This window comes from Streptomyces sp. Ru73, assembly GCF_002920575.1.
Taxonomy (GTDB): Bacteria; Actinomycetota; Actinomycetes; order Streptomycetales; family Streptomycetaceae; genus Streptomyces.
In genome coordinates this window covers 58,860-77,569 of record NZ_PQSQ01000027.1, presented here as the reverse complement: position 1 = coordinate 77,569, position 18,710 = coordinate 58,860, and the positions used below count along the sequence as shown (strand labels likewise).

Below are 18,710 nucleotides of genomic sequence, written 5' to 3'. Positions count from 1 at the left end.
GCGGCGTGCTGCCCGCCGTCGCCCTGCCGGACGAGGCCGCCCGGATCGCGGACCTCGCGGCGCGGTACCCCGGCACCAGCTGGGACCGGCTGCTGTTCAGCGCCAAGGAGAGCGTGTACAAGGTCTGGCAGCCGGTGACCGGTACCTCCCTCGGCTTCGAGGACGCCGAGGTGACGTTCGACCCGTCGGGCGGCTTCCTGGCCCGTGTCCGGCCGCACGGCGGCCCGGACGGCGGAACGGACGGTGGCCCGGACGGCGGGCTGCCGCGGGAGCTCGCGGGACGGTGGCGGGCGCGCGACGGTCTGCTGCTCACCGCGATAGCGGTGCCGGTGCCGTGACCCCGGCGGCGGGCCGTACGCCGTCGGCGGCCCGCGTGCCGGTGTCCGGCAGCAGCCGGAAGGGCAGCGGCGGACCGGACTTGTACTGCTCGGTGCTCATCGCCCAGGCGTAGGCGGCGATGCCGGCCTGCAGCCGGGACTCCACCCGCAGCTTGGCCAGGACCTGCGCCACATGGGCCTTCACCGTCCGCTCCGTGATGTGCAGACGGCCGGCGATCGTACGGTTCGAGGCGCCCTCGCCCAGCGCGCGGAAGACCTCCCGCTCCCGCTGGGACAGCTCCGGGATCATGGTGAACACCGCTTCCCAGTTGGGGACTTCGGGGCGGCGGTCGGTCGGTTTTCGGACGGCGGACGGCAGCGGCATGGGTGCTCTTCCTTCTGCTTCCCGCCGGTGTCGAGGGGCCGGCGGGTGAGGGGTGAGGAGGGTTGCGGGCCGCCGGGACGGTGCCGTCCCGGCGGCCCTTCGGTGCCCCGGCCGGAGCCGGGGCGGGACGGTCAGGCGCCCGAAGCGGCCAGCGCGACGGGTGCGTCGTGCCGGAGCACCGGGCGGATGGGCAGCCGGGTCAGGCCGTTGATGAAGTTCGACGCCAGGTGCTCCACGGTGCCGTCGATCTCGAAGGCGCTGAACGTGGCGGCCAGCTCCTCCACCAGCACGTTCAGCAGCGACCTGGCAGCGGGTCCGCCGATGCAGTAGTGGGCGCCGAGCGAGAAGGCCAGGTGCGGGTTGGGCTTGCGGTCCGGGCGGAAGCGGTACGGGTCCTCGAAGACCGACTCGTCGCGGTTGGCGGAGCCGATCCAGGCCGCGACGATCTCGCCCTCGCCGATCCGCACACCGTCGATCTCGACGTCCGTGGTGGTGCGCCGCATGACGTGGTTGGTCGGCGTCGCCCAGCGCAGCGCCTCCTCCACGCAGCCGGACACCAGCTCCGGGTCGGCGAGGACCATCCGCCAGGCGTCGGGGTTCTCCGCGAGCGCCAGGATCAGGTGCCCGGCGACGTGCGGGGTGGTGGTGTTGGCGCCCATCACCATGCTGTAGCAGTTCAGCAGCACCTGCTGGTCGTCGAACTTCCGGCCGTTCACCTCCAGTTGGGTGAGCAGGCTGATCAGGTCGTCCTTCGGGGCGCGCCGCCGTTCCGCGATGAGCTTGGAGAACATCGCGAACAGCTGGTAGTGCGCCCGGCGCAGGGTGCGCTCGTTGGAACCCTGGGCGTACACCGGGTCCTGCGGCGCCACGCCCGCCATGGTCCAGCCGGGGATGTCCTGCCACACCTCCTCGGGCACGCCGAGGATCTCGCCGACCGCGAGCATCGGCAGGTGCAGCATGATCTGCGCGAAGTCGACCGTCTCCCCGGCGAGCGCGGGCTCCAGCAGGCGCCGGATGCGGCGCCGGACGCCCTCGGAGCGGCGCCGCACGACCTGGGTGGACATGGTGCGGATGGCCGGCCCGCGTACCTGGCCGTGGTCGGGCGGGTCCATCAGGGGCATGGTCAGGCCGCCCGCGCTGTCCCCGTGCTCGGCCACGTCCAGCACGTTGCCGTGGGTGGAGGAGTAGCGCGCGGTGTCCTTGACGATGCGTACCACGTCGTCGTAGCGCGTGACGTTCCAGAACGCCGGCTGGCCGGGCCGGGCCTGCCGCCAGACCGGGGCCTCGGCGCGCAGCGTGTGCCAGATGGGGTGCGGCGGCACGGTCCGGAAGCGGACCGGGTCGAACAGGTCGATCTCGTCGAGCGGCGTGCGTGCGCCGGGCTCGGGGCCCTGCATCAGCATGGAGTCCTCCGTAAGGGGAGCGGCAGGTGTGTAGGGCTCATCGGCCCGCCGTGAACGTCATGGGCAGCCGGGTCAGGCCGTTGATCCAGTTCGAGTACAGGTGGGTGGGTTCGGCCGTCGGCGCGAAGCGGATGCGGCGCCGCGCGAGCTCCTCGAAGACGGTGGTCAGCGCGACCCGGGAGGCCGGGGCGCCGATGCAGAAGTGCGGCCCGACGCCGAAGCCGAGGTGCGGGTTCGGCTCGCGGTGCAGGTCGAAGGTGTACGGGTGGGGGAAGACCCGCTCGTCCCGGTTGGCCGAGGCCACCCAGACGCACACCCAGTCCCCGGCGGCCACCTCGGTGTCCCCGACGGTGACGTCGCGGGAGGCCCGGCGCACCAGGTGGTGGGTGGGCGAGACCCACCGGGCGCCCTCGTCCACGAGGTTGCCGGCCAGTTCCGGGTCCTCCAGGACGGCGTCCCAGACCTTCGGCTGGGTGGCCAGCGTGTGGAAGAGGTGCGAAGCCACGTGCGGCGTCGTGGAGTTGGCGCCCAGCGCGAAGCTGTAGCAGTTCATCAGCAGCTGCTGGTCGTCCATCGGACGGCCGTCGATCCGCACCGCGAGCAGCCCCGACACCAGGTCGTCGCCGGGGTCCCTGCGCCGTTCCTGGACGATCTCCGAGAAGGCGGCGAAGAGCTTGTGGTGGACCCGGCGCAGGGTGTCCTCGACGGAGCGCCCGACCGCGTACTCCGGGTCCTCCGGTGCGACGCTCGCCGTCGTGTTGAAGGCGACGGTCTCCCAGTACCGCTGCGGGAAGCCCATGAGCCGCCCCGCGGCGGCCATCGGCAGCCCCCGCATCAGCCGGGCCACGTCGTGCTCGCCGCCCGCCAGCAGCGGCGCGATCAGCTCACGCGTGCTGGCACGGATGTGCTCCGCGTTCTGCCGGACCACGGCCTGCCGCAGGTGCCGCATGGCGGGCTGCCGGAGCGTGGCGTGGTCCGGCGGGTCCATCAGCGTGATGGTCCTGCCGCCGGCCGAGTCGCCCTTGCCGACCGAGGCGAGGATCACGCCGTCCTCGGAGCTGAAGGACGCGGTGTCCTTGATGATCTTCGTGCAGTCCGCGTACGAGGTGAACGACCAGTACGGCGTGCCCCAGGGGGTGTGCTCCTTCCGTACCGGCGCGTGGTGCCGCAGGGTGTGCCACGCTCCGTGCTGGGAGCCGCGCAAGTAGGCACCCGGGTCGAAGAGTTCGATGGCGTCCAGCGGCACCGGGGTCGGTTCACCGGCGTCGATGCGCATGGTGTGTCCTTCCGGGCGAGGTGGGGGCGGTCACGCGGCGTCGGCGTCGGAGCCGTCGTGCCCGGCCGCGTACGCGGCGAGTTCGCGCACCGTCTGGTGGTCGAAGAGGGCCTCGGCGGGGATGGCGATGCCCTCCTCGGCGAGCCGCTGGATCAGTACGACGCTCCGCAGTGAGTCGCCGCCCAGGTCGAAGAAGTTGTCGTCGGCGCCGACCCGGTCCAGCTCCAGGGTCTGCGCCCAGACGGCCGCCACGGCCTGCTCCAGTCCGGCGGCCGGGGCTTCGAAGGGCACGTCGAGGCCCAGCTCGTCGCGGACCGCCCAGGGGTACGGCAGGGCCGCGCGGTCCGTCTTGCGGTTGGGGTCCAGCGGCATCGCGTCCAGGACGGTGAAGGCCGCGGGCAGCAGGTGCGCTGGCAGCCGGTCGGCGGCCCACTGCCGCAGCTCGGACACGGCCACGTCCGCGCCGTCGCGCAGGGTCAGGAACGCGGCGAGCCGCTTGAGCTGCGGCCCGTCGTCGAAGACCGCGACGACGGCCTGGGAGACGCCGGGGTGGGTGGCCAGCACCGCCTCGATCTCGCCGGGCTCGATCCGGAAGCCGCGGATCTTCACCTGCCGGTCGGTGCGGCCGTGGAACTCGAAGGTGCCGTCGGCGCGTTCGCTGGCCAGGTCGCCGGTGCGGTACATCCGGGCGCCCGGCGTGGTGGCGTACGGGTCGGGCAGGAAGCGCTCGGCGGTGAGGCCGGGACGGCCGAGGTAGCCGCGGGCCACGCCGCTGCCGGAGACGTACAGCTCGCCGACGGTGCCCTGCGGGACGGGCCGCAGGTCGTCGTCGAGCACGCGCAGCACGGTGCCCGCGAGCGCGCTGCCCAGCGGCACCGGGTCCGTCCGCTCCTCGGGGTCGATGCGGTGCAGCGACGCGAAGACCGTGGTCTCGGTCGGGCCGTAGGCCGCGTACGTGGCGCGACGGGTGGCCCGTGCGGAGATCTCCATGTGCTCGGGGGAGAGCACGTCGCCGCCGGTGATGACGGTGCCGACGGCGCCGAGCAGCCCGCTGTCCCGCTCGGCGAGCAGCCGGAAGAGGCCCGAGGTGAGGAACAGCCAGTCGGGGCGCAGCGCCCGGATGCGGCGGCCCAGGTCCTCGACGGAGACCGGCTCGGTCGGCACGATCGCCACCGTGGCGCCGCGGGCCAGCGCCGACCAGATCTCGAAGACCGAGGCGTCGAAGGAGGCGGGCGCCAGCTGCGCGACCACGTCACCGGCCGTGATGTCCAGCCGCTTGTCGTCCTGGACGAAGCGGACGACCTCGCTGTGCGGCACCATCACGCCCTTCGGCGTGCCGGTGGATCCGGAGGTGTAGACGACGTAGGCGAGGTTCCCGGGCAGCGGCTCGACGGCCGGACCGGCGGCCCCGCCATCGGCCGTCGGCTCCGCGTCCGGGGAGAGCACGTCCACGCCCAGCCCGTCGAAGGGGCCGGCGCCCGCGGCGTCGGTGACGACGAGCGCAGCACCCGCGTCCTCCGCGATGAAGCGCTGCCGCGCCTGGGGGTAGTCGGGGTCCACGGGGACGTAGGCGGCGCCGGACTTCAGGACGCCGAGCAGCGCGGCGACGAGCCGGGGCGAACGGGGGAGCGCGACGCACACCCGGTCCTCGGGGCCCACGCCGCGCTCGCGCAGCGCGGCGGCGAGCCGCTCGGCCTGCGCGTCGAGCTCGGCGTACGTCAGCTCGCCCGCGTCGGAGGTGACCGCGACGGTCCCGGGGGTGCGCCGGGCCCACTCCGCCACGAGCCGGGCGAGGTGGGTGGTGCCCGCGGGAATCTGCGCAGCAGTGGTTGTCATGAGCAGAACAAACCCTTCGGTGGGGTCGAGGGAGCGGGGATGGGTGAGGGAACAGCGGCGTGAAGGGTGCGGGGCCGCTCAGCCCCGCAGGCCGATCTGTCCGAGGACCAGGCGGACGACCTCGTCACGCCGGCTGTGTACGTAGAAGTGGTCGCCGGGCAGCACGGCGAAGCGGAACGGACCCGTGGTCTCCAGTGACCACGGCTCCACCCGGCGCGGCGGCGCGATGATGTCGTCCGCACCGGCGAGGGCCAGCACGGGGCAGTCCAGCGGACGGGCGAAGGACACCAGGTCGCTGGTCTCGGCGACGTGCATGTCGGCCCTGATGACCGGCAGCATCCGGTCGAGATAGGCGGAGTCGGCGGTGAACTCCTCGGGAATGCCGCCCAGTTCGTGCAGGTGTGAGATGAACTCCGCACGCTCCAGCCCGTGCACGGGCTGCCAGTCGTTGACGGTGGGCGCGGGAGTGCCGGAGAGGATCAGCCCGGCGGGCTCCGGCAGACCCCGGTCCCGCAGTTCGTGCGCGAGGGCGAACGAGACGCGGGCGCCCATGCTGTGCCCGAAGAGGTAGTACGGCGGCCGCAGCATCGGGGCCAGCTCGTCGGCCAGATCGGGGACGAGGACCTTCATGTCCTCGTACGCCGGCTCGCGGATGCGGTTCTCGCGGCCGGGCAGTTGTACGTAGCGGAGGTCCAGCTCGCCGGGCAGCAGCCCGGTCCACTGGCGGAAGGCCGAGGCGCTGCCGCCCGCGTAGGGGAAGCACCACAACTGGGCCTGGGGCGGGGCCGACCGGGGCGGCCGGCGTATCCACCGGCTCAAGAACGCTGTCCTTCCGCCCGGCCGTTCATCGCGGCAACCAGGCCCGCCGGACGCATGTCCGGCCAGCTCCGCTCGACGTACGCGACGGCTTCCGCGCGGCCGGCAGGCCCGAAGACGCTGCGCCAGCCGTCCGGCACCGCGCGGTGCGCGGGCCACAGGGAGTGCTGGCCCTCGTCGTTGACCACGACCCGGTGGCCGGTCCCGTCGCCCTCGTGGGGATGTGACATGAAGATGCCTCCTCAAGTGGTCCGGGGGTGCGCCACGGCAGCACTTGAGGGCATCGACGACCTGTTGGCACTGGTCGTGACGCGAACCCCCGTTCTCAAGGAGTGATCATGCAGTAACCCGGCCGGAAACTCCCGCGTTCGGGCTGGCCGGTCCGTGCCACGACACCTGGGTGCCATCCGCAACGGGCCGTTCTGGCTGGGAACGGTCGCGGAGACGGTGCAGAGTGGTGAATCACCGAGAGATCAACCGCGGTGCCTGCGTATGCCACATAAGATCTGGCGAGGCCGGGGTGACCGCGCCCGCAGTGCTCGCCGGCGTCCGGCCGGCCGCACCCCCCTTCCCTGCGCGTGGACGTGCTGAACCCTTGCGTGCTCACCGCATCGCCGATGGAACTGTGCCTGGAGGCGCCGTATGACCACCCCTCGAACCGCACCCAAGAGCCCGATGAAGGGCAGGCTGGGCAGCGTGGACAGCTCGCCCGTGCGGGACCTGCTCGCCCTCATCGACCGGCCCGAGGTCATCTCCTTCGCCGGCGGCCTGCCCTCGCCCGAACTCTTCGACCTCGACGCCCTCCAGCACTCCTTCCACGAGGTGCTCGGCCCCGCCACGGGCCGCCGCGCCCTGCAGTACTCGCCCACCGAGGGCGACCCGGGGCTGCGCGGCCTCCTCGCCCGCCGCCTGGCCGCGCGCGGCCTCCCCACCACCGCCGACGACCTGCTGGTGACCACCGGCTCGCAGCAGGCCATCTCGCTGGTCGCCACGGCCCTCCTGGAGCCCGGTGACGTGGTCCTGGTGGAGGAGCCCACCTACCTCGCGGCCCTGCAGTGCTTCCGGCTGGCCGGCGTCACCGTCGTGCCGGTCCGCAGCGACGAGGACGGCCTCGACCCGGCCGCCCTGCGGGAGGTCGCGGAACGCGAACGGCCCACGATGCTCTACCTGGTGCCCACCTTCGCCAACCCCACCGGCCGCACCCTCTCCGGCGAGCGGCGCCGCGCGGTGGCCGCACTCGCCCGCGAGCACGGCTTCTGGATCCTGGAGGACGACCCGTACGGCGAGCTGCGCTACCGCGGTGAAGCGGTGCCGCCGCTCAGCTCGTACCCGGGCGCCGAGGACAACTCCGTCTACCTGGGCAGCTTCTCCAAGATCGGCGCGCCGGGCCTGCGCCTCGGCTGGCTGCGCGCCCCCGCCGATCTGCTCCGCGCCCTGACCATCGCCAAGCAGGCCACCGACCTGCACACCTCCACCGTCGACCAGGCGGCGGTCGCGCACTACCTCGCCGGGGCCGACCTCGACGCCCGGGTGCGCACCCTGCGGGACACCTACCTGCCCCGCCGCGACGCCATGATGAAGGCGCTCGCCGAGACCATGCCGCCCGGCACCACCTGGAGCGACCCCGACGGCGGCATGTTCATCTGGGTGCGGCTGCCCGACGGCATGGACAGCGCCGAACTGCTGCGTACGGCGCTCCGCCACGACGTGGCCTTCGTACCCGGCAGCGCCTTCTACCCCGCCGAGCCCGACAACGCGACGCTCCGGCTGTCCTTCAGCACCTACCCGCCGGACGGCATCGCCGAGGGCATGCGCCGGCTCGGCGCGGCCCTGGCCGAGGTGCCGGCCCTGACGGGCACCCGGTGAGCGGCCTCGCGGGCCAGGGGCCCGAACAGGTGCTGCTCCCGCCCCCGGCGGCCGGCGACCCGGCCGTCGCGGAGCTGAACGCGCTGGTGGAGCGGGAGTTCCCGCTGCTCCCCGGGCACACCGTCCGCTCCCTCAGGGACGGCGTGCTGTCCCTGGACGCGGGGCCGGGCGACCTGATGCTGCGGCCGGGGGACACGGTGGCCGGCCCCGACCAGATGCGGGTCCTCGACCTGTCCGGGTACCTGCTGCTCAAGCACCTGGTGGGCCTGGACAGCTCGATCCTGCTGCGCAACATCAGCATGAGCCTGCTGCGGGCCCCGGCGCCCGGCACCCTCACCTCGGCGGTGTCCGTGCTCAGCCGCGGCACCCGGATGGCCGAGATCCGCGGGGACCTGCACGACGAATCCGGCCATCTGGTGTCCACCGCACTGCTCACCTTCTCCTTCCGGAAGGCGCCGGACGGCTCCTAGCCGGGCCCTAGTCGAGCAGCCCCTGCAGTACCGCCTCGACGCCGGCCTGGAAGCGGCTCGTCGCCCCGAGCCGCACCATCAGGTCGGCCGTCAGGCGCCGCAGGGTACGGATGGAGATGCCGAGTTCGCGCGCGATCGCCTCGTCCTTGCGCCCCGCCGCCAGCAGCCGCAGGGTGGAACGGTGCTGGGGGGTGAGCTCGGTGCCTCCTCCGCACGGACCGAAGCTCTTCAGCGGGGTCGCGGTCTCCCAGAACATCGTGAAGACCTTGGTGAGTAAGGACGTCAGCTCCTCGCCCCGCACCACCATCATGGTGTCCGGGACGTCCATGTGCAGGGCCGGGACCAGCGCCTGCACCCGGTCGACGACCACCATCCGGAACGGCAGCGCGGGCGCGAGCCGCACCTGCGCGCCGGCCTCCTGCAGCTGCTCCAGGTGGGCGGTGGTGTGCGCGAGCCGCGTCATCGGGTGCAGGTGCATGCTGCGCACGACCACCCCGCGCTGCAGCAGCCTGCGGTAGCGGCGGGTGCGGAAGTCCAGGTCCTCGGTGGGCAGTACCCGGCCGGGGTGCATGGCGAGGACCTCGGACGAGGCCATGTCCACGATGTCGTTGAGGACGGCGGTGATCCGCTCGTCCCCGGTGATCATGTCGAGGCCGGGGCCCGCTGCGCGGGCCAGCTGGAGCGGGAGGAACGCCTCGCGCAGCTCCCTGATCTGCCCGTGCACCTCGCGGATGCGTACCGAGAGGTGTCCGGTCAGCTCCTCCTCGGCGGCGAGCAGCCGGAGCAGGGCCGCTTCGGGGGCGGTCGCCCGCGGCGTGGCGGGTTCTCCTTCCGGGATGCGCAGGAGACCGAGGCGCAGCAGCTCCTCCTGGGCCTCCGCTGCCTCCCCGGGGGACATGCCGAGGTCCTCGCAGGCGTCCGGCAGGGTCCAGTGGTCGTGCGAAGAGGCGTAACTGAACAATCGAAGTGAGTGTGGAAGCACCGGCGTTCGCCAAGGTAGGGGGAGGGTGGAGTGCTGCCGGGAACACTCGGTTGTGCCGCGGTTCCCCAGGCGCAGCGGGTGGCTTCACCGGGTCAGGGAGCCGGTACCACTCTAGTACGCACGCTTTTCCGCGCCGTCCGGGCCTTACCCGGCGGCGGACGCGTTACCGCAGGTCACGGACGTGCCGGCGGAGCCGGCACGGGGACGCGGCAAACCTTCAGTGGACTGGACCTCAGGAGTTTTCCACAGGCATGGTCCGGGCCGGTGCCGTCGCGTAACGTGACCGGGAGTGAAGATCCCCGTGGCGTGCGGGGGTCGTCCGCTTCGGGCCGGTGACCTGCGATAGGACTGGTGCATGGTGAAGATCCTCATCTCCGCTGACATGGAAGGCGCGACCGGCGTGACGTGGCCGGCGGACGTGCTGCCGGGGGCGAGCCAGTGGGAGCGCTGCCGTCATCTGTTCACCTCGGACGTCAATGCCGCGATCGCCGGGTTCTTCGACGGCGGTGCCGACGAGGTCCTGGTCAACGAGGCGCACTGGACGATGCGCAATCTGCTGCTGGAGAAGCTGGACGAGCGGGCCCAGATGCTGACCGGCAAGCACAAGGCGCTGAGCATGGTCGAGGGCGTGCAGCACGGCGACGTGGACGGCATAGCGTTCGTCGGCTATCACACCGGCGCCGGCACGGAAGGCGTGCTCGCGCACACCTACCTCGCCAATTCGATCACCGGCGTGTGGGTCGACGGCGTGCCGGCGAGCGAGGGCTATCTGAACTCCCTCGTGGTCGCGGAGTACGGCGTTCCGGTGGTCCTGGTGACCGGGGACGACCGGACGTGCGAGGACGCGAAGGGGTACGCGCCCGAGGCGCGGGGCATCGCAGTGAAGGACTACGTGTCGCGGTACGCGGCGGTCTGCCGGCCGCCCGCGCGCACCGTGGCCGACATCAGGGCCGGCGCCCGGGAGGCGGCGGCGCTGGCGCGGCGGCACGAGCCCGTGCGGCGCGGCCCGTTCACCGTGGAGGTGGAGTTCGACGCCGAGCACCTGGTGGGCGCCGCCACGGTCGTGCCGGGCGTGGAGCGCAGCGGCACCCGCCGCGTGAAGTACGAGAGCCCGACCATGTACGAAGGTATCCGCTGCTTCAAGGCGGTCACCACCCTCGTCTCGTCCGCCGTGGAGGAGCAGTATGGCTGAGCAGATGACCGACCTGGCGGAGCTGGCCGACGGCGAAAGACCCGCACCGGGCGCCCGGCCCGGCAGTGCCGTGGACGCCCGGACGCTGGAGGAGGTGGTCACCTTCACCTCCGAGCTGATCCGGATCGACACCACCAATCGCGGCGGCGGCGACTGCCGCGAGCGCCCGGCCGCCGAGTACGTCGCGGAGCGGCTGGCCGAAGTGGGGATCGAGCCGGCCCTGCTGGAGCGCACCCCCGGCCGGACGAACGTGGTGGCGCGCATCGAGGGCACCGACCCCGCGGCCGACGCACTGCTGGTCCACGGCCATCTGGACGTGGTGCCCGCGGCGCCCGAGGACTGGAGCGTGCACCCCTTCTCCGGCGAGGTGCGGGACGGCGTGGTCTGGGGCCGCGGCGCCATCGACATGAAGAACATGGACGCGATGGTGCTGGCCGCGGTGCGGGCCTGGGCGCGGGCCGGCGTCCGGCCCCGGCGGGACATCGTGCTCGCCTTCACCGCCGACGAGGAGGCCAGTGCCGAGGACGGCTCGGGCTTCCTCGCCGACGCGCACCCCGGCCTCTTCGAGGGCTGCACGGAAGGCATCAGCGAGTCCGGCGCCTTCACCTTCCACGCCGGCGACGGACTGCAGCTGTACCCCATCGCGGCGGGGGAGCGGGGCACGGCCTGGCTGAAGCTCACCGCGACGGGCAAGGCAGGCCACGGCTCCAAGGTGAACCACACCAATGCCGTGAGCCGCCTCGCCGCTGCCGTCGCCCGCATCGGCGCCCACGAATGGCCGGTGCGGCTCACCCCCACCGTCCGGGCCGCGCTCACCGAGCTGGCCGCGCTGCACGGCACCGAGGCCCGGCTCGACGCCACCGACCCGGAGGCCCTCGCGCGCGACGTCGACGCGCTGCTGACCGCCCTCGGCCCGGCCGCCGACCTGGTCGCGCCGACCGTGCGCAACAGCGCCAACCCCACGATGCTGGAGGCCGGTTACAAGGTCAACGTCATCCCGGGGAGCGCCACCGCCTTCGTGGACGGCCGGGTGGTGCCGGGCGGCGAGGAGGAGTTCCGCACCACCCTCGACCGGCTCACCGGGCCGGACGTGAGCTGGGAGTTCCACCACGGCGAGGTGGCCCTGCAGGCCCCGGTGGACGGCCCGACGTACGCGGCGATGCGGGCCTCGATCGAGCGCTTCGACCCGCGGGCCAGGGTCGTGCCGTACTGCATGTCGGGCGGCACCGACGCCAAGCAGTTCTCCCGGCTGGGCATCAGGGGGTACGGCTTCTCGCCGCTGAAGCTCCCCGAGGGCTTCGACTACCAGGCCCTCTTCCACGGCGTGGACGAGCGCGTGCCGGTGGAGGCGCTGCACTTCGGGGTGCGGGTGCTGGACGACTTCCTGGTGCACAGCACGGGATGAGGGCACGCGGGAGCAGCCCGCGGCCGAGACGACCTGACGGAGACGAACGGACTGAGAGGAACACCGCCATGGTGACCACGGCGCCCTGCGGGACCTGGCCGTCACCCATCGACGCCCGCCTGGTGGCCGCCCACGACGGCCGCCCGGAGTACCTCGGCGTGGTGGGCGAGGAGGTCTGGTGGACCGAGCCGCGGCCCGAGGAGGGCGGCCGCCGCGCCCTGGTGCGGCGCGGCCCCGAGGGCACCGAGGAGTCGGTGCTGCCGCCGCCGTGGAACGTCCGCAGCCGCGTCATCGAGTACGGCGGCCAGCCCTGGGCCGGCGCCCGGGACGCGCACGGCGGGACGCTGCTCGTCTTCGTCCACTTCGCCGACCAGCGGCTGTACGCCTACGCGCCGGACGGGGGCGGCGAGCCGCGGCCGCTCACCCCGCTCTCCGCCGTCGGCGGCGGGCTCCGCTGGGTGGACCCGGTGGTGCTGCCGGGCCGCGGTGAAGTCTGGTGCGTGCTGGAGGAGTTCACCGGCGAGGGGCCGTCGGACGTACGCCGGGTGCTCGCCGCCGTACCGCTGGACGGCTCGGCGGCGGACGACCGCGCGGCCGTGCGCGAGCTGACCGACGACCGGCACCGCTTCGTCACCGGGCCGCGGCTCTCCCCGGACGGCCGGCGCGTGGCATGGCTCGCCTGGGACCACCCCCGGATGCCCTGGGAGGGCACCGAGGTGCTGCTCGCGGAGGTCGCCGGGGACGGCACGTTCACCGGAGCGCGCGCGGTGGCCGGCGGCCCCGAGGAGTCGGTCGCGCAGGTCGAGTGGGCGGCGGACGGCACCCTGCTGTACGCCTCGGACGCCGCCGGCTGGTGGCAGCTGCACCGGCTCGACCCGGAAGCGGCGGACGGCGGGGCGGCGGCCGGCACGCCGCTGCACCCGGTGTGCGGCGAGGAGTTCGGCGGGCCGCTGTGGAAGGTCGGGCTGCGCTGGTTCCTGCCGTTGGAGGGCGGCACGATCGCCACGCTCCACGGCCACGGCGCGAACGCCCTCGGCATCCTCGACCCGGTCACCGGTGAGCTGGTCGACGCGGTCGGGCCGTGGACGGAGTGGGCGCCCTCGCTCGCCGTGCACGGCAGCCGGGTCATCGGCATCGCCGCGAGCCCGCGCAGCTCCTACGAGATCGTGGAGCTGGACACGGTCACCGGCCGCGCGCGGGTGATAGCGGCCCGGCACACCGACGCGCTGGACCCGGCGTACTACCCCGAGCCGCAGGCGCGTACGTTCACAGGACCCGACGGCCGCGACATCCACGCCCACGTCTACCCGCCGCACAGCCCCACGCACGCCGCGCCGGAGGGCGAGGCCGCTCCCTTCGTGGTGTGGGCGCACGGCGGCCCGACCGGCCACGCCCCGCTCGTCCTGGACCTGGAGATCGCCTACTTCACCTCGCGCGGCATCGGCGTGGCCGAGGTGAACTACGGTGGCTCGACGGGGTACGGCCGGGAGTACCGCGAGCGGCTGCGCGGGCAGTGGGGCGTGGTGGACGTCGAGGACTGCGCCGCGGTCGCCGAGGCGCTGGCCGCCGAGGGCACCGCCGACCGCTCCCGGCTCGCGATCCGCGGCGGCAGCGCCGGCGGCTGGACCACCGCCGCCTCCCTCGCCACCACCGGGCTCTACGCCTGCGGCACGATCAGCTATCCGGTCCTGGACCTCACGAACTGGGCGTCCGGCGAGACCCACGACTTCGAGTCGCGGTACCTGGAGTCGCTGGTCGGCCCGATCGACGAGGTCCCCGACCGGTACCGCGACCGCTCGCCGCTGCACCACGCGGGGCGGATCACCGCGCCGTTCCTGCTGCTCCAGGGTCTGGACGACGTGATCTGCCCGCCCGCGCAGGCCGAGCGCTTCGTGGCGAGGACCGCGGAGTACGGCATCCCGCACGCCTATCTGACGTTCGAGGGCGAGGGGCACGGCTTCCGCCGCGAGGACACCATCGTCCGCGCGGTCGAGGCCGAACTCGCGCTGTACGCGCAGACCTTCGGCATCGAGCGGACGGACGTCCCGCCGCTGGAGCTGCACAAATGAGGCGCGTCCGGCCGGCGGTCGGCGCCGGGGAGCCGCGATGACCGTGCGGGCGGGGATCCGGCCGCCGCGGCTGCGGCCGGGGGACCGGGTGGCCGTGGTCGCGCCGAGCGGCCCGGTCGCCCCCGAGCGGCTGGACGCGGGGCTGGACATCCTGCGCGGCTGGGACCTCGACCCCGTGCTGATGCCGCACGTCGCCACCGGCCATCCGGAGCTGCCGTACCTCGCGGCGCCGGACGAGTGCCGGGCCCGGGACCTCCAGGACGCCTGGTGCGACCCCGGCGTGGCCGCGGTGTTCGCGGCCCGCGGCGGGTACGGCGCCCAGCGCATGGCCGACCTGGTGGACTGGGCCGCGGTCCGGGCCGCGCGGCCCAAGCCGCTGATCGGGTTCAGCGATGTGACGGTGGTGCACGAGGCGTTCGCGCTGCGCGCCGGGGTGGCCACGCTGCACGGCCCGGCGGTGGCCGGCGAGGTCTTCCTCAAGGACGAGCCGACCCGCGAGCATCTGCGGCGCACCCTCTTCGCCCCGGAGGACCCGGCCGTGACGAGGCTCGCGCCCGGCACGGCACGCACGCTCGTGCCCGGGCGGGCGCACGGCGTCACCTTCGGCGGCTGCCTGGCGCTGCTGGCGAGCGAGGTGGGCACGCCGGGCGCCCGTACGGACGCGGCGGGCGGCCTCCTGCTGCTGGAGGACGTGGGCGAGTCGCCGTACGCCCTCGACCGGGCGCTGACCCAGCTGCTGCGCTCGGGCCTGCTGGCCGGCGTGGCCGGGGTCGTGCTCGGGTCCTGGGCGCGCTGCGGCCCGTACGACCGGGTCCGTGCGGTGCTGGTGGACCGGCTGGGCGGGCTCGGGGTGCCGGTGGCCGAGGAGTTCGGCTTCGGGCACGGCGACTCGGCGCTCACGGTGCCGCTGGGCGTGCCGGCCACGCTGGACGCGGACGCGGGCACGCTGACGTTCGACGTGCCGCCGCTGGGCTGACGCGCCGCGGCCCGGCCGGGCACACGCGGTTGGACTGACGGGCCGTCATGAGCTGCGCGGGGCAGGCCGGTGGCCGTGACCAGCGGTAACTGACGCACCGGTAAGAACTCTCGTCAACTCCGTTGACATGCCTGAATCTCATACCGGACCATGAGCCCGCCGTACTGACTGGTAGGTATGGCGTGTCTCTGTGGAGGTCAGCGTGTACCGAGCAGTGTCCCGCCCCGTTCTGCGCAGCGCACTCGCCCTGTTGGCCGCCGTCACGACGGCAGCGCCCCTCGCCCTCGCCGCCCCGGCAGCGGCCGCCGATCCGTACGACGTCACCGCGGTGAAGCTGACCGTCAGAGCCGGCGACCGCGACTGCGCGGTGGACGCCGACCTCTACCGCCCGGCCGGCGCCGACGCGGCACACCCGGCGCCCGCGATCCTCACCACCAACGGCTTCGGCGGCAACAAGGCGGACGGCTCGACCGCCGCCACCGCCAAGGCGTTCGCCGCCCGCGGCTATGTCGCGCTGTCCTACTCGGGGCTCGGCTTCGGCAAGTCCGGCTGTCCGATCTCGCTCGACGATCCGCGGATCGACGGCAAGGCCGCCAGCCAGCTGATCGACTTCCTCGCCGGCACCCGGGCCGCCGACGACGGCACCCGCGTCGACTACGTGGCCAAGGACGGCACGGGCGGGGCGCGGGGCGCCGATCCGCGCGTCGGCATGATCGGCGGTTCGTACGGCGGCGCGATCCAAATGGCCACCGCCGCCGTCGACCACCGCGTGGACGCGCTCGTCCCGCTGATCACCTGGAACGACCTGGCGTACGCGCTGGACCCCAACAACGCCGACCAGCCGGCCGGCAGCGTCAGCAACGACGTCCCCGGCGTCTACAAGAAGGAGTGGACCAACGGCTTCTTCCTGCTCGGCGAGGCCCAGGGGCTGCTCAACCCGAGCCTGGACCCGTCCCGGCTCGGCGGCGCCGGCTGCCTGCACTTCGTCGCGAGGGCCTGCGAGACCAAGCGCCGGCTGGACTCGGGCCGGTACCCGGACGACACCACGAAGCGCATCCTCGACTACGCGCGCAGCGTCAGCCCGGTCTCGTACCTGAAGGACGTGAAGGCACCGACGCTGCTGGTGCAGGGCCAGGCGGACAGCCTCTTCAACCTCAACGAGGCGGCGTCCACCTACCGGACGCTGACGGCACAGGGCACCGACGCCAAGATGATCTGGCAGTCCTGGGGCCACAGCGGCGGCATGACCGACCCGGCGTCCGGGGAGCTGAACCTCGCCGAGGGCAACCTGGAGACGAGCTACGTCGGGCAGCGCATCCTCGCCTGGTTCGACCGCTACCTCCAGCACAAGAAGGGCACCGACACCGGGCCCGCCTTCGCCTACTACCGCGACTGGATGCCGGCCGGGCAGACGTACGGCACCTCGGACACCTTCCCCGCGAGCGGCGACTCCTGGAAACTCTACCTCTCCGGCGACGGCAAGCTCGTCGACGACCGCGCGAAGGTGGTGCGCGGCAGCCGCGAGTACCGCAACGCACTGGTGGCCACCAGCCACTCGGAGAGCCAGCTCGCGGGCCTGCTCGGGCTGCCCGACCCCGCGCCGTACGACCTGAAGGGCACGTACCTGGACTGGACGTCCGAGCCGGTGAAGGGCGCGCCGGTGGACGTGGTGGGCGCCCCGAAGGCCCGGCTGAAGGTGGTCTCGCCGCGCACCGAGCGGGTGCAGCACTCCGGTGACGCGGCCGACAAGCTGGTGCTCTTCGCGAAGCTGTACGACATCGCGCCGGACGGCTCCAAGACCCTGGTGCACCGGCTGGTGGCTCCGGCCCGGGTGCCGGACGTGACCCGGCCGTTCACCGTCGAGCTGCCCGCCATCGTGCACCGCTACCAGCCCGGCCACCGGCTGCGGTTCGTCCTCGCGGCGAGCGACACCGCGTACTACGGCAACAGGGGCGTCAAGCCGGTCACCGTCGTGAGCGCCCCGGACGACACGGGCAGTCTCGAACTCCCGCTGGCCGGCCGGTAGCCGGGCGGCGGGCCGGGTCAGTCCTCCGACACCGTGATCGCCTGCACCGGGCAGGCGCGGGCCGCCTCGCGCGCGAGGGGGTCGGCGGGGGCGCCCGCCGGCTGCGGCACGAGTGCGCTGAAGCCGTCGTCGTCCTGCGTGAAGGTCCTGGGCGCGGTCAGGGCGCACTGCCCCGAACCGATGCAGCGGTCCGTGTCGATGGAGATGTGCTGGGTCGTCGGCATGGTGGGTCCCTGAAGTCCGTGGGTGGCGTGGGGGAGAAGGGGCCGGCCCGGCGCGGTGTGGTGCTGCCGTGTCGGGGACGGGGCCGGCTCCGGTGGTGCGGAGCGGTGCACTGCGGTCGTGCCGTCTATTGCGCTTCGGTCAACTGCTACCAGGCGACGGGGAGTTCCACCATGCCCTGGATGGTGTCGCCGGGCTTGAACGGGATCTCCTCGGCCGGCACCGCGAGGCGGAGGCCGGGGAAGCGCGCGAAGAGCGAGTGCAGCGCGATCTCCAGTTCGGCGCGGGCCAGGTTCTGGCCCAGGCACTGGTGGATGCCGAAGCCGAAGGCGACGTGGTGCCGCGCCGAGCGGTGCCAGTCCAGCTCGTCCGGCGACTCGTACGCCGTGGCGTCACGGTTGACCAGCGAGGTGGACAGCACCACGCCGTCGCCCTTCGCGATCGTCACGCCGCCGACCTCGATGTCCTCGGTCGCCACCCGCAGCATCCCGTCCGCGATGGAGAGGTACCGCAGCAGCTCCTCGACCGCGCCGGGCATCAGCGAGGGGTCCTCGCGCAGCGCGGCCAGCTTCTCGGGGTGGTGCAGCAGCGTGAAGGTGCCGAGCGAGATCATGTTGGCGGTCGTCTCGTGCCCGGCCACCAGCAGGATCAGCGCCATGCCGACCAGTTCTTCGCGGGACAGGTCGCCGGGGCGCAGCCGGTCGGCGATCAGGTCGTCCAGCAGCCCGTCGCCCGGCTCGGCCTCCTTCCGGGTGATCAGTTGGCCGAAGTACTCCTCCAGGTCGTCGCGGGCCTTCCGCGAGTCGTCGGCGGTCGGGCCGCGCAGCAGGCGCCGCGACGCGTCTTCGAAGAACTCGTGGTCGGCGTACGGGACGCCGAGCAGCTCGCAGATGACCATGGACGGCACCGGCAGCGCGAACGCCGAGACCAGCTCGGCCGGTTGCCCGCCGGCCACCATGTCGTCCAGCAGCCGGTCGACGATCTGCTGGATGCGCGGGCGCATCCCCGCGATCCGCTTCAGGCCGAAGCTGGGGATCAGCATCCGCCGCTGGACGTTGTGCTCGGGGTCGTCCACCCCGAGGAGGATGGCCTTGCGCTGATCGTCGCGCAGGCCCTCGAACCGGGGCGAGGGTGCGGGGAAGTCGGGGTTCAGCCGGTCGGACGACAACCGCTGGTCGGTGAGCAGGGCGCGTGCCTCGGCATGCCCTGTCACCATCCACACCTCCCGTCCGTCGTAGAGGTGGACACGGTTGAGGGGCTTCCCCTGGTCGCGCAGGGGCGCGTAGGCGGTGGGCGGCTGGTAGGGACAGGTGCGGTCCTGCGGAAACGCGACGGTTTCCGGTGCCGCTTCCGATATGGCTTCCGACACGGCGTACCTCCGGTGCGCTAACTCGGTCGTACCGCTTCTCATTTCATGTCATCTCGGGAGGAATCGCTACCCCTGCTTCGGCCAAGTGGCCTTTTATTGC

The 18,710-nt window shown here is 73.2% G+C and carries 17 protein-coding genes; 8 read left to right on the top strand and 9 right to left on the bottom strand.

Annotated features, from left to right (window positions below; translation table 11 throughout):
• The coding region (locus C3486_RS14940; RefSeq protein ID WP_146075002.1) for a 4'-phosphopantetheinyl transferase superfamily protein at positions 1-338 on the top strand (338 nt) is incomplete at its 5' end.
• On the opposite strand, the gene C3486_RS14935 is transcribed toward C3486_RS14940, so the two are convergent.
• The 6 genes from C3486_RS14935 to C3486_RS14910 all read right to left on the bottom strand — a co-directional run bounded on the left by C3486_RS14935 (position 310) and on the right by C3486_RS14910 (position 6,263).
• Positions 310-702 carry a response regulator transcription factor gene (locus C3486_RS14935; protein ID WP_103833170.1) on the bottom strand — a complete coding sequence of 131 codons (393 nt, stop codon included), beginning with the start codon at positions 700-702 and terminating at the stop codon, positions 310-312. The two genes, C3486_RS14940 and C3486_RS14935, sit on opposite strands and share 29 nt — an antisense overlap.
• Before the next feature lie 131 nt (positions 703-833).
• Positions 834-2,105 carry a cytochrome P450 gene (locus C3486_RS14930; protein ID WP_219822226.1) on the bottom strand — a complete coding sequence of 424 codons (1,272 nt, stop codon included), beginning with the start codon at positions 2,103-2,105 and terminating at the stop codon, positions 834-836.
• A 37-nt stretch (positions 2,106-2,142) separates the two neighbouring features.
• The gene (locus tag C3486_RS14925) at positions 2,143-3,381 is read right to left on the bottom strand and encodes a cytochrome P450 (RefSeq protein ID WP_103833169.1); all 1,239 of its coding nucleotides are present in this window, start codon (positions 3,379-3,381) and stop codon (positions 2,143-2,145) included.
• Between the two features lie 30 nt (positions 3,382-3,411).
• Entirely contained in the window at positions 3,412-5,217 is a 1,806-nt protein-coding gene (locus tag C3486_RS14920) for an amino acid adenylation domain-containing protein (protein ID WP_103833168.1), read from the bottom strand.
• 78 nt (positions 5,218-5,295) lie between these two features.
• On the bottom strand, positions 5,296-6,036 hold the full coding sequence (locus tag C3486_RS14915; protein WP_181138549.1) for a thioesterase II family protein: 741 nt from the start codon (positions 6,034-6,036) through the stop codon (positions 5,296-5,298).
• Positions 6,033-6,263 (bottom strand): MbtH family protein, encoded by a 231-nt coding sequence (locus tag C3486_RS14910; protein ID WP_103833180.1) that lies wholly within the window; start codon positions 6,261-6,263, stop codon positions 6,033-6,035. Before C3486_RS14910 ends, C3486_RS14915 begins: the two co-directional genes overlap by 4 nt.
• A gap of 412 nt (positions 6,264-6,675) precedes the next feature.
• Between C3486_RS14910 and C3486_RS14905 the strand changes: the two genes are divergently transcribed.
• Both C3486_RS14905 and C3486_RS14900 read left to right on the top strand, forming a co-directional pair.
• Complete coding sequence (locus C3486_RS14905; protein ID WP_103833166.1) at positions 6,676-7,899, top strand: PLP-dependent aminotransferase family protein; 1,224 nt, start codon at positions 6,676-6,678, stop codon at positions 7,897-7,899.
• Positions 7,896-8,369 (top strand): PaaI family thioesterase, encoded by a 474-nt coding sequence (locus C3486_RS14900; protein WP_103833165.1) that lies wholly within the window; start codon positions 7,896-7,898, stop codon positions 8,367-8,369. The genes C3486_RS14905 and C3486_RS14900 overlap by 4 nt, the downstream gene beginning before the upstream one ends.
• Before the next feature lie 7 nt (positions 8,370-8,376).
• On the opposite strand, the gene C3486_RS14895 is transcribed toward C3486_RS14900, so the two are convergent.
• Positions 8,377-9,330: a helix-turn-helix transcriptional regulator gene (locus C3486_RS14895; RefSeq protein ID WP_103833164.1), complete on the bottom strand. Its 954-nt coding sequence runs from the start codon at positions 9,328-9,330 to the stop codon at positions 8,377-8,379.
• Positions 9,331-9,709: 379 nt separating this feature from the next.
• Here C3486_RS14895 and C3486_RS14890 point away from each other — a divergent pair, with 379 nt between their 5' ends.
• The 5 genes from C3486_RS14890 to C3486_RS14870 all read left to right on the top strand — a co-directional run bounded on the left by C3486_RS14890 (position 9,710) and on the right by C3486_RS14870 (position 17,019).
• Positions 9,710-10,543 carry a M55 family metallopeptidase gene (locus tag C3486_RS14890; RefSeq protein WP_103833179.1) on the top strand — a complete coding sequence of 278 codons (834 nt, stop codon included), beginning with the start codon at positions 9,710-9,712 and terminating at the stop codon, positions 10,541-10,543.
• Between the two features lie 4 nt (positions 10,544-10,547).
• A complete protein-coding gene (locus C3486_RS14885; protein WP_103833178.1) occupies positions 10,548-11,948 on the top strand; it encodes a M20/M25/M40 family metallo-hydrolase in 1,401 nt (466 codons plus the stop codon).
• Positions 11,949-12,016: 68 nt separating this feature from the next.
• A complete protein-coding gene (locus C3486_RS14880) occupies positions 12,017-14,017 on the top strand; it encodes a prolyl oligopeptidase family serine peptidase (RefSeq protein WP_103833163.1) in 2,001 nt (666 codons plus the stop codon).
• A 37-nt stretch (positions 14,018-14,054) separates the two neighbouring features.
• The gene (locus C3486_RS14875; RefSeq protein ID WP_103833162.1) at positions 14,055-14,993 is read left to right on the top strand and encodes an LD-carboxypeptidase; all 939 of its coding nucleotides are present in this window, start codon (positions 14,055-14,057) and stop codon (positions 14,991-14,993) included.
• A gap of 214 nt (positions 14,994-15,207) precedes the next feature.
• Positions 15,208-17,019, top strand: coding sequence for a CocE/NonD family hydrolase (locus C3486_RS14870; protein WP_374936871.1), 1,812 nt, complete (start codon positions 15,208-15,210; stop codon positions 17,017-17,019).
• A 17-nt stretch (positions 17,020-17,036) separates the two neighbouring features.
• Here C3486_RS14870 and C3486_RS14865 read toward each other — a convergent pair whose 3' ends face one another.
• The gene (locus C3486_RS14865; RefSeq protein WP_103833160.1) at positions 17,037-17,243 is read right to left on the bottom strand and encodes a ferredoxin; all 207 of its coding nucleotides are present in this window, start codon (positions 17,241-17,243) and stop codon (positions 17,037-17,039) included.
• A gap of 146 nt (positions 17,244-17,389) precedes the next feature.
• Positions 17,390-18,652: a cytochrome P450 gene (locus C3486_RS14860; protein WP_103833159.1), complete on the bottom strand. Its 1,263-nt coding sequence runs from the start codon at positions 18,650-18,652 to the stop codon at positions 17,390-17,392.
• Positions 18,653-18,710 lie beyond the last annotated feature (58 nt).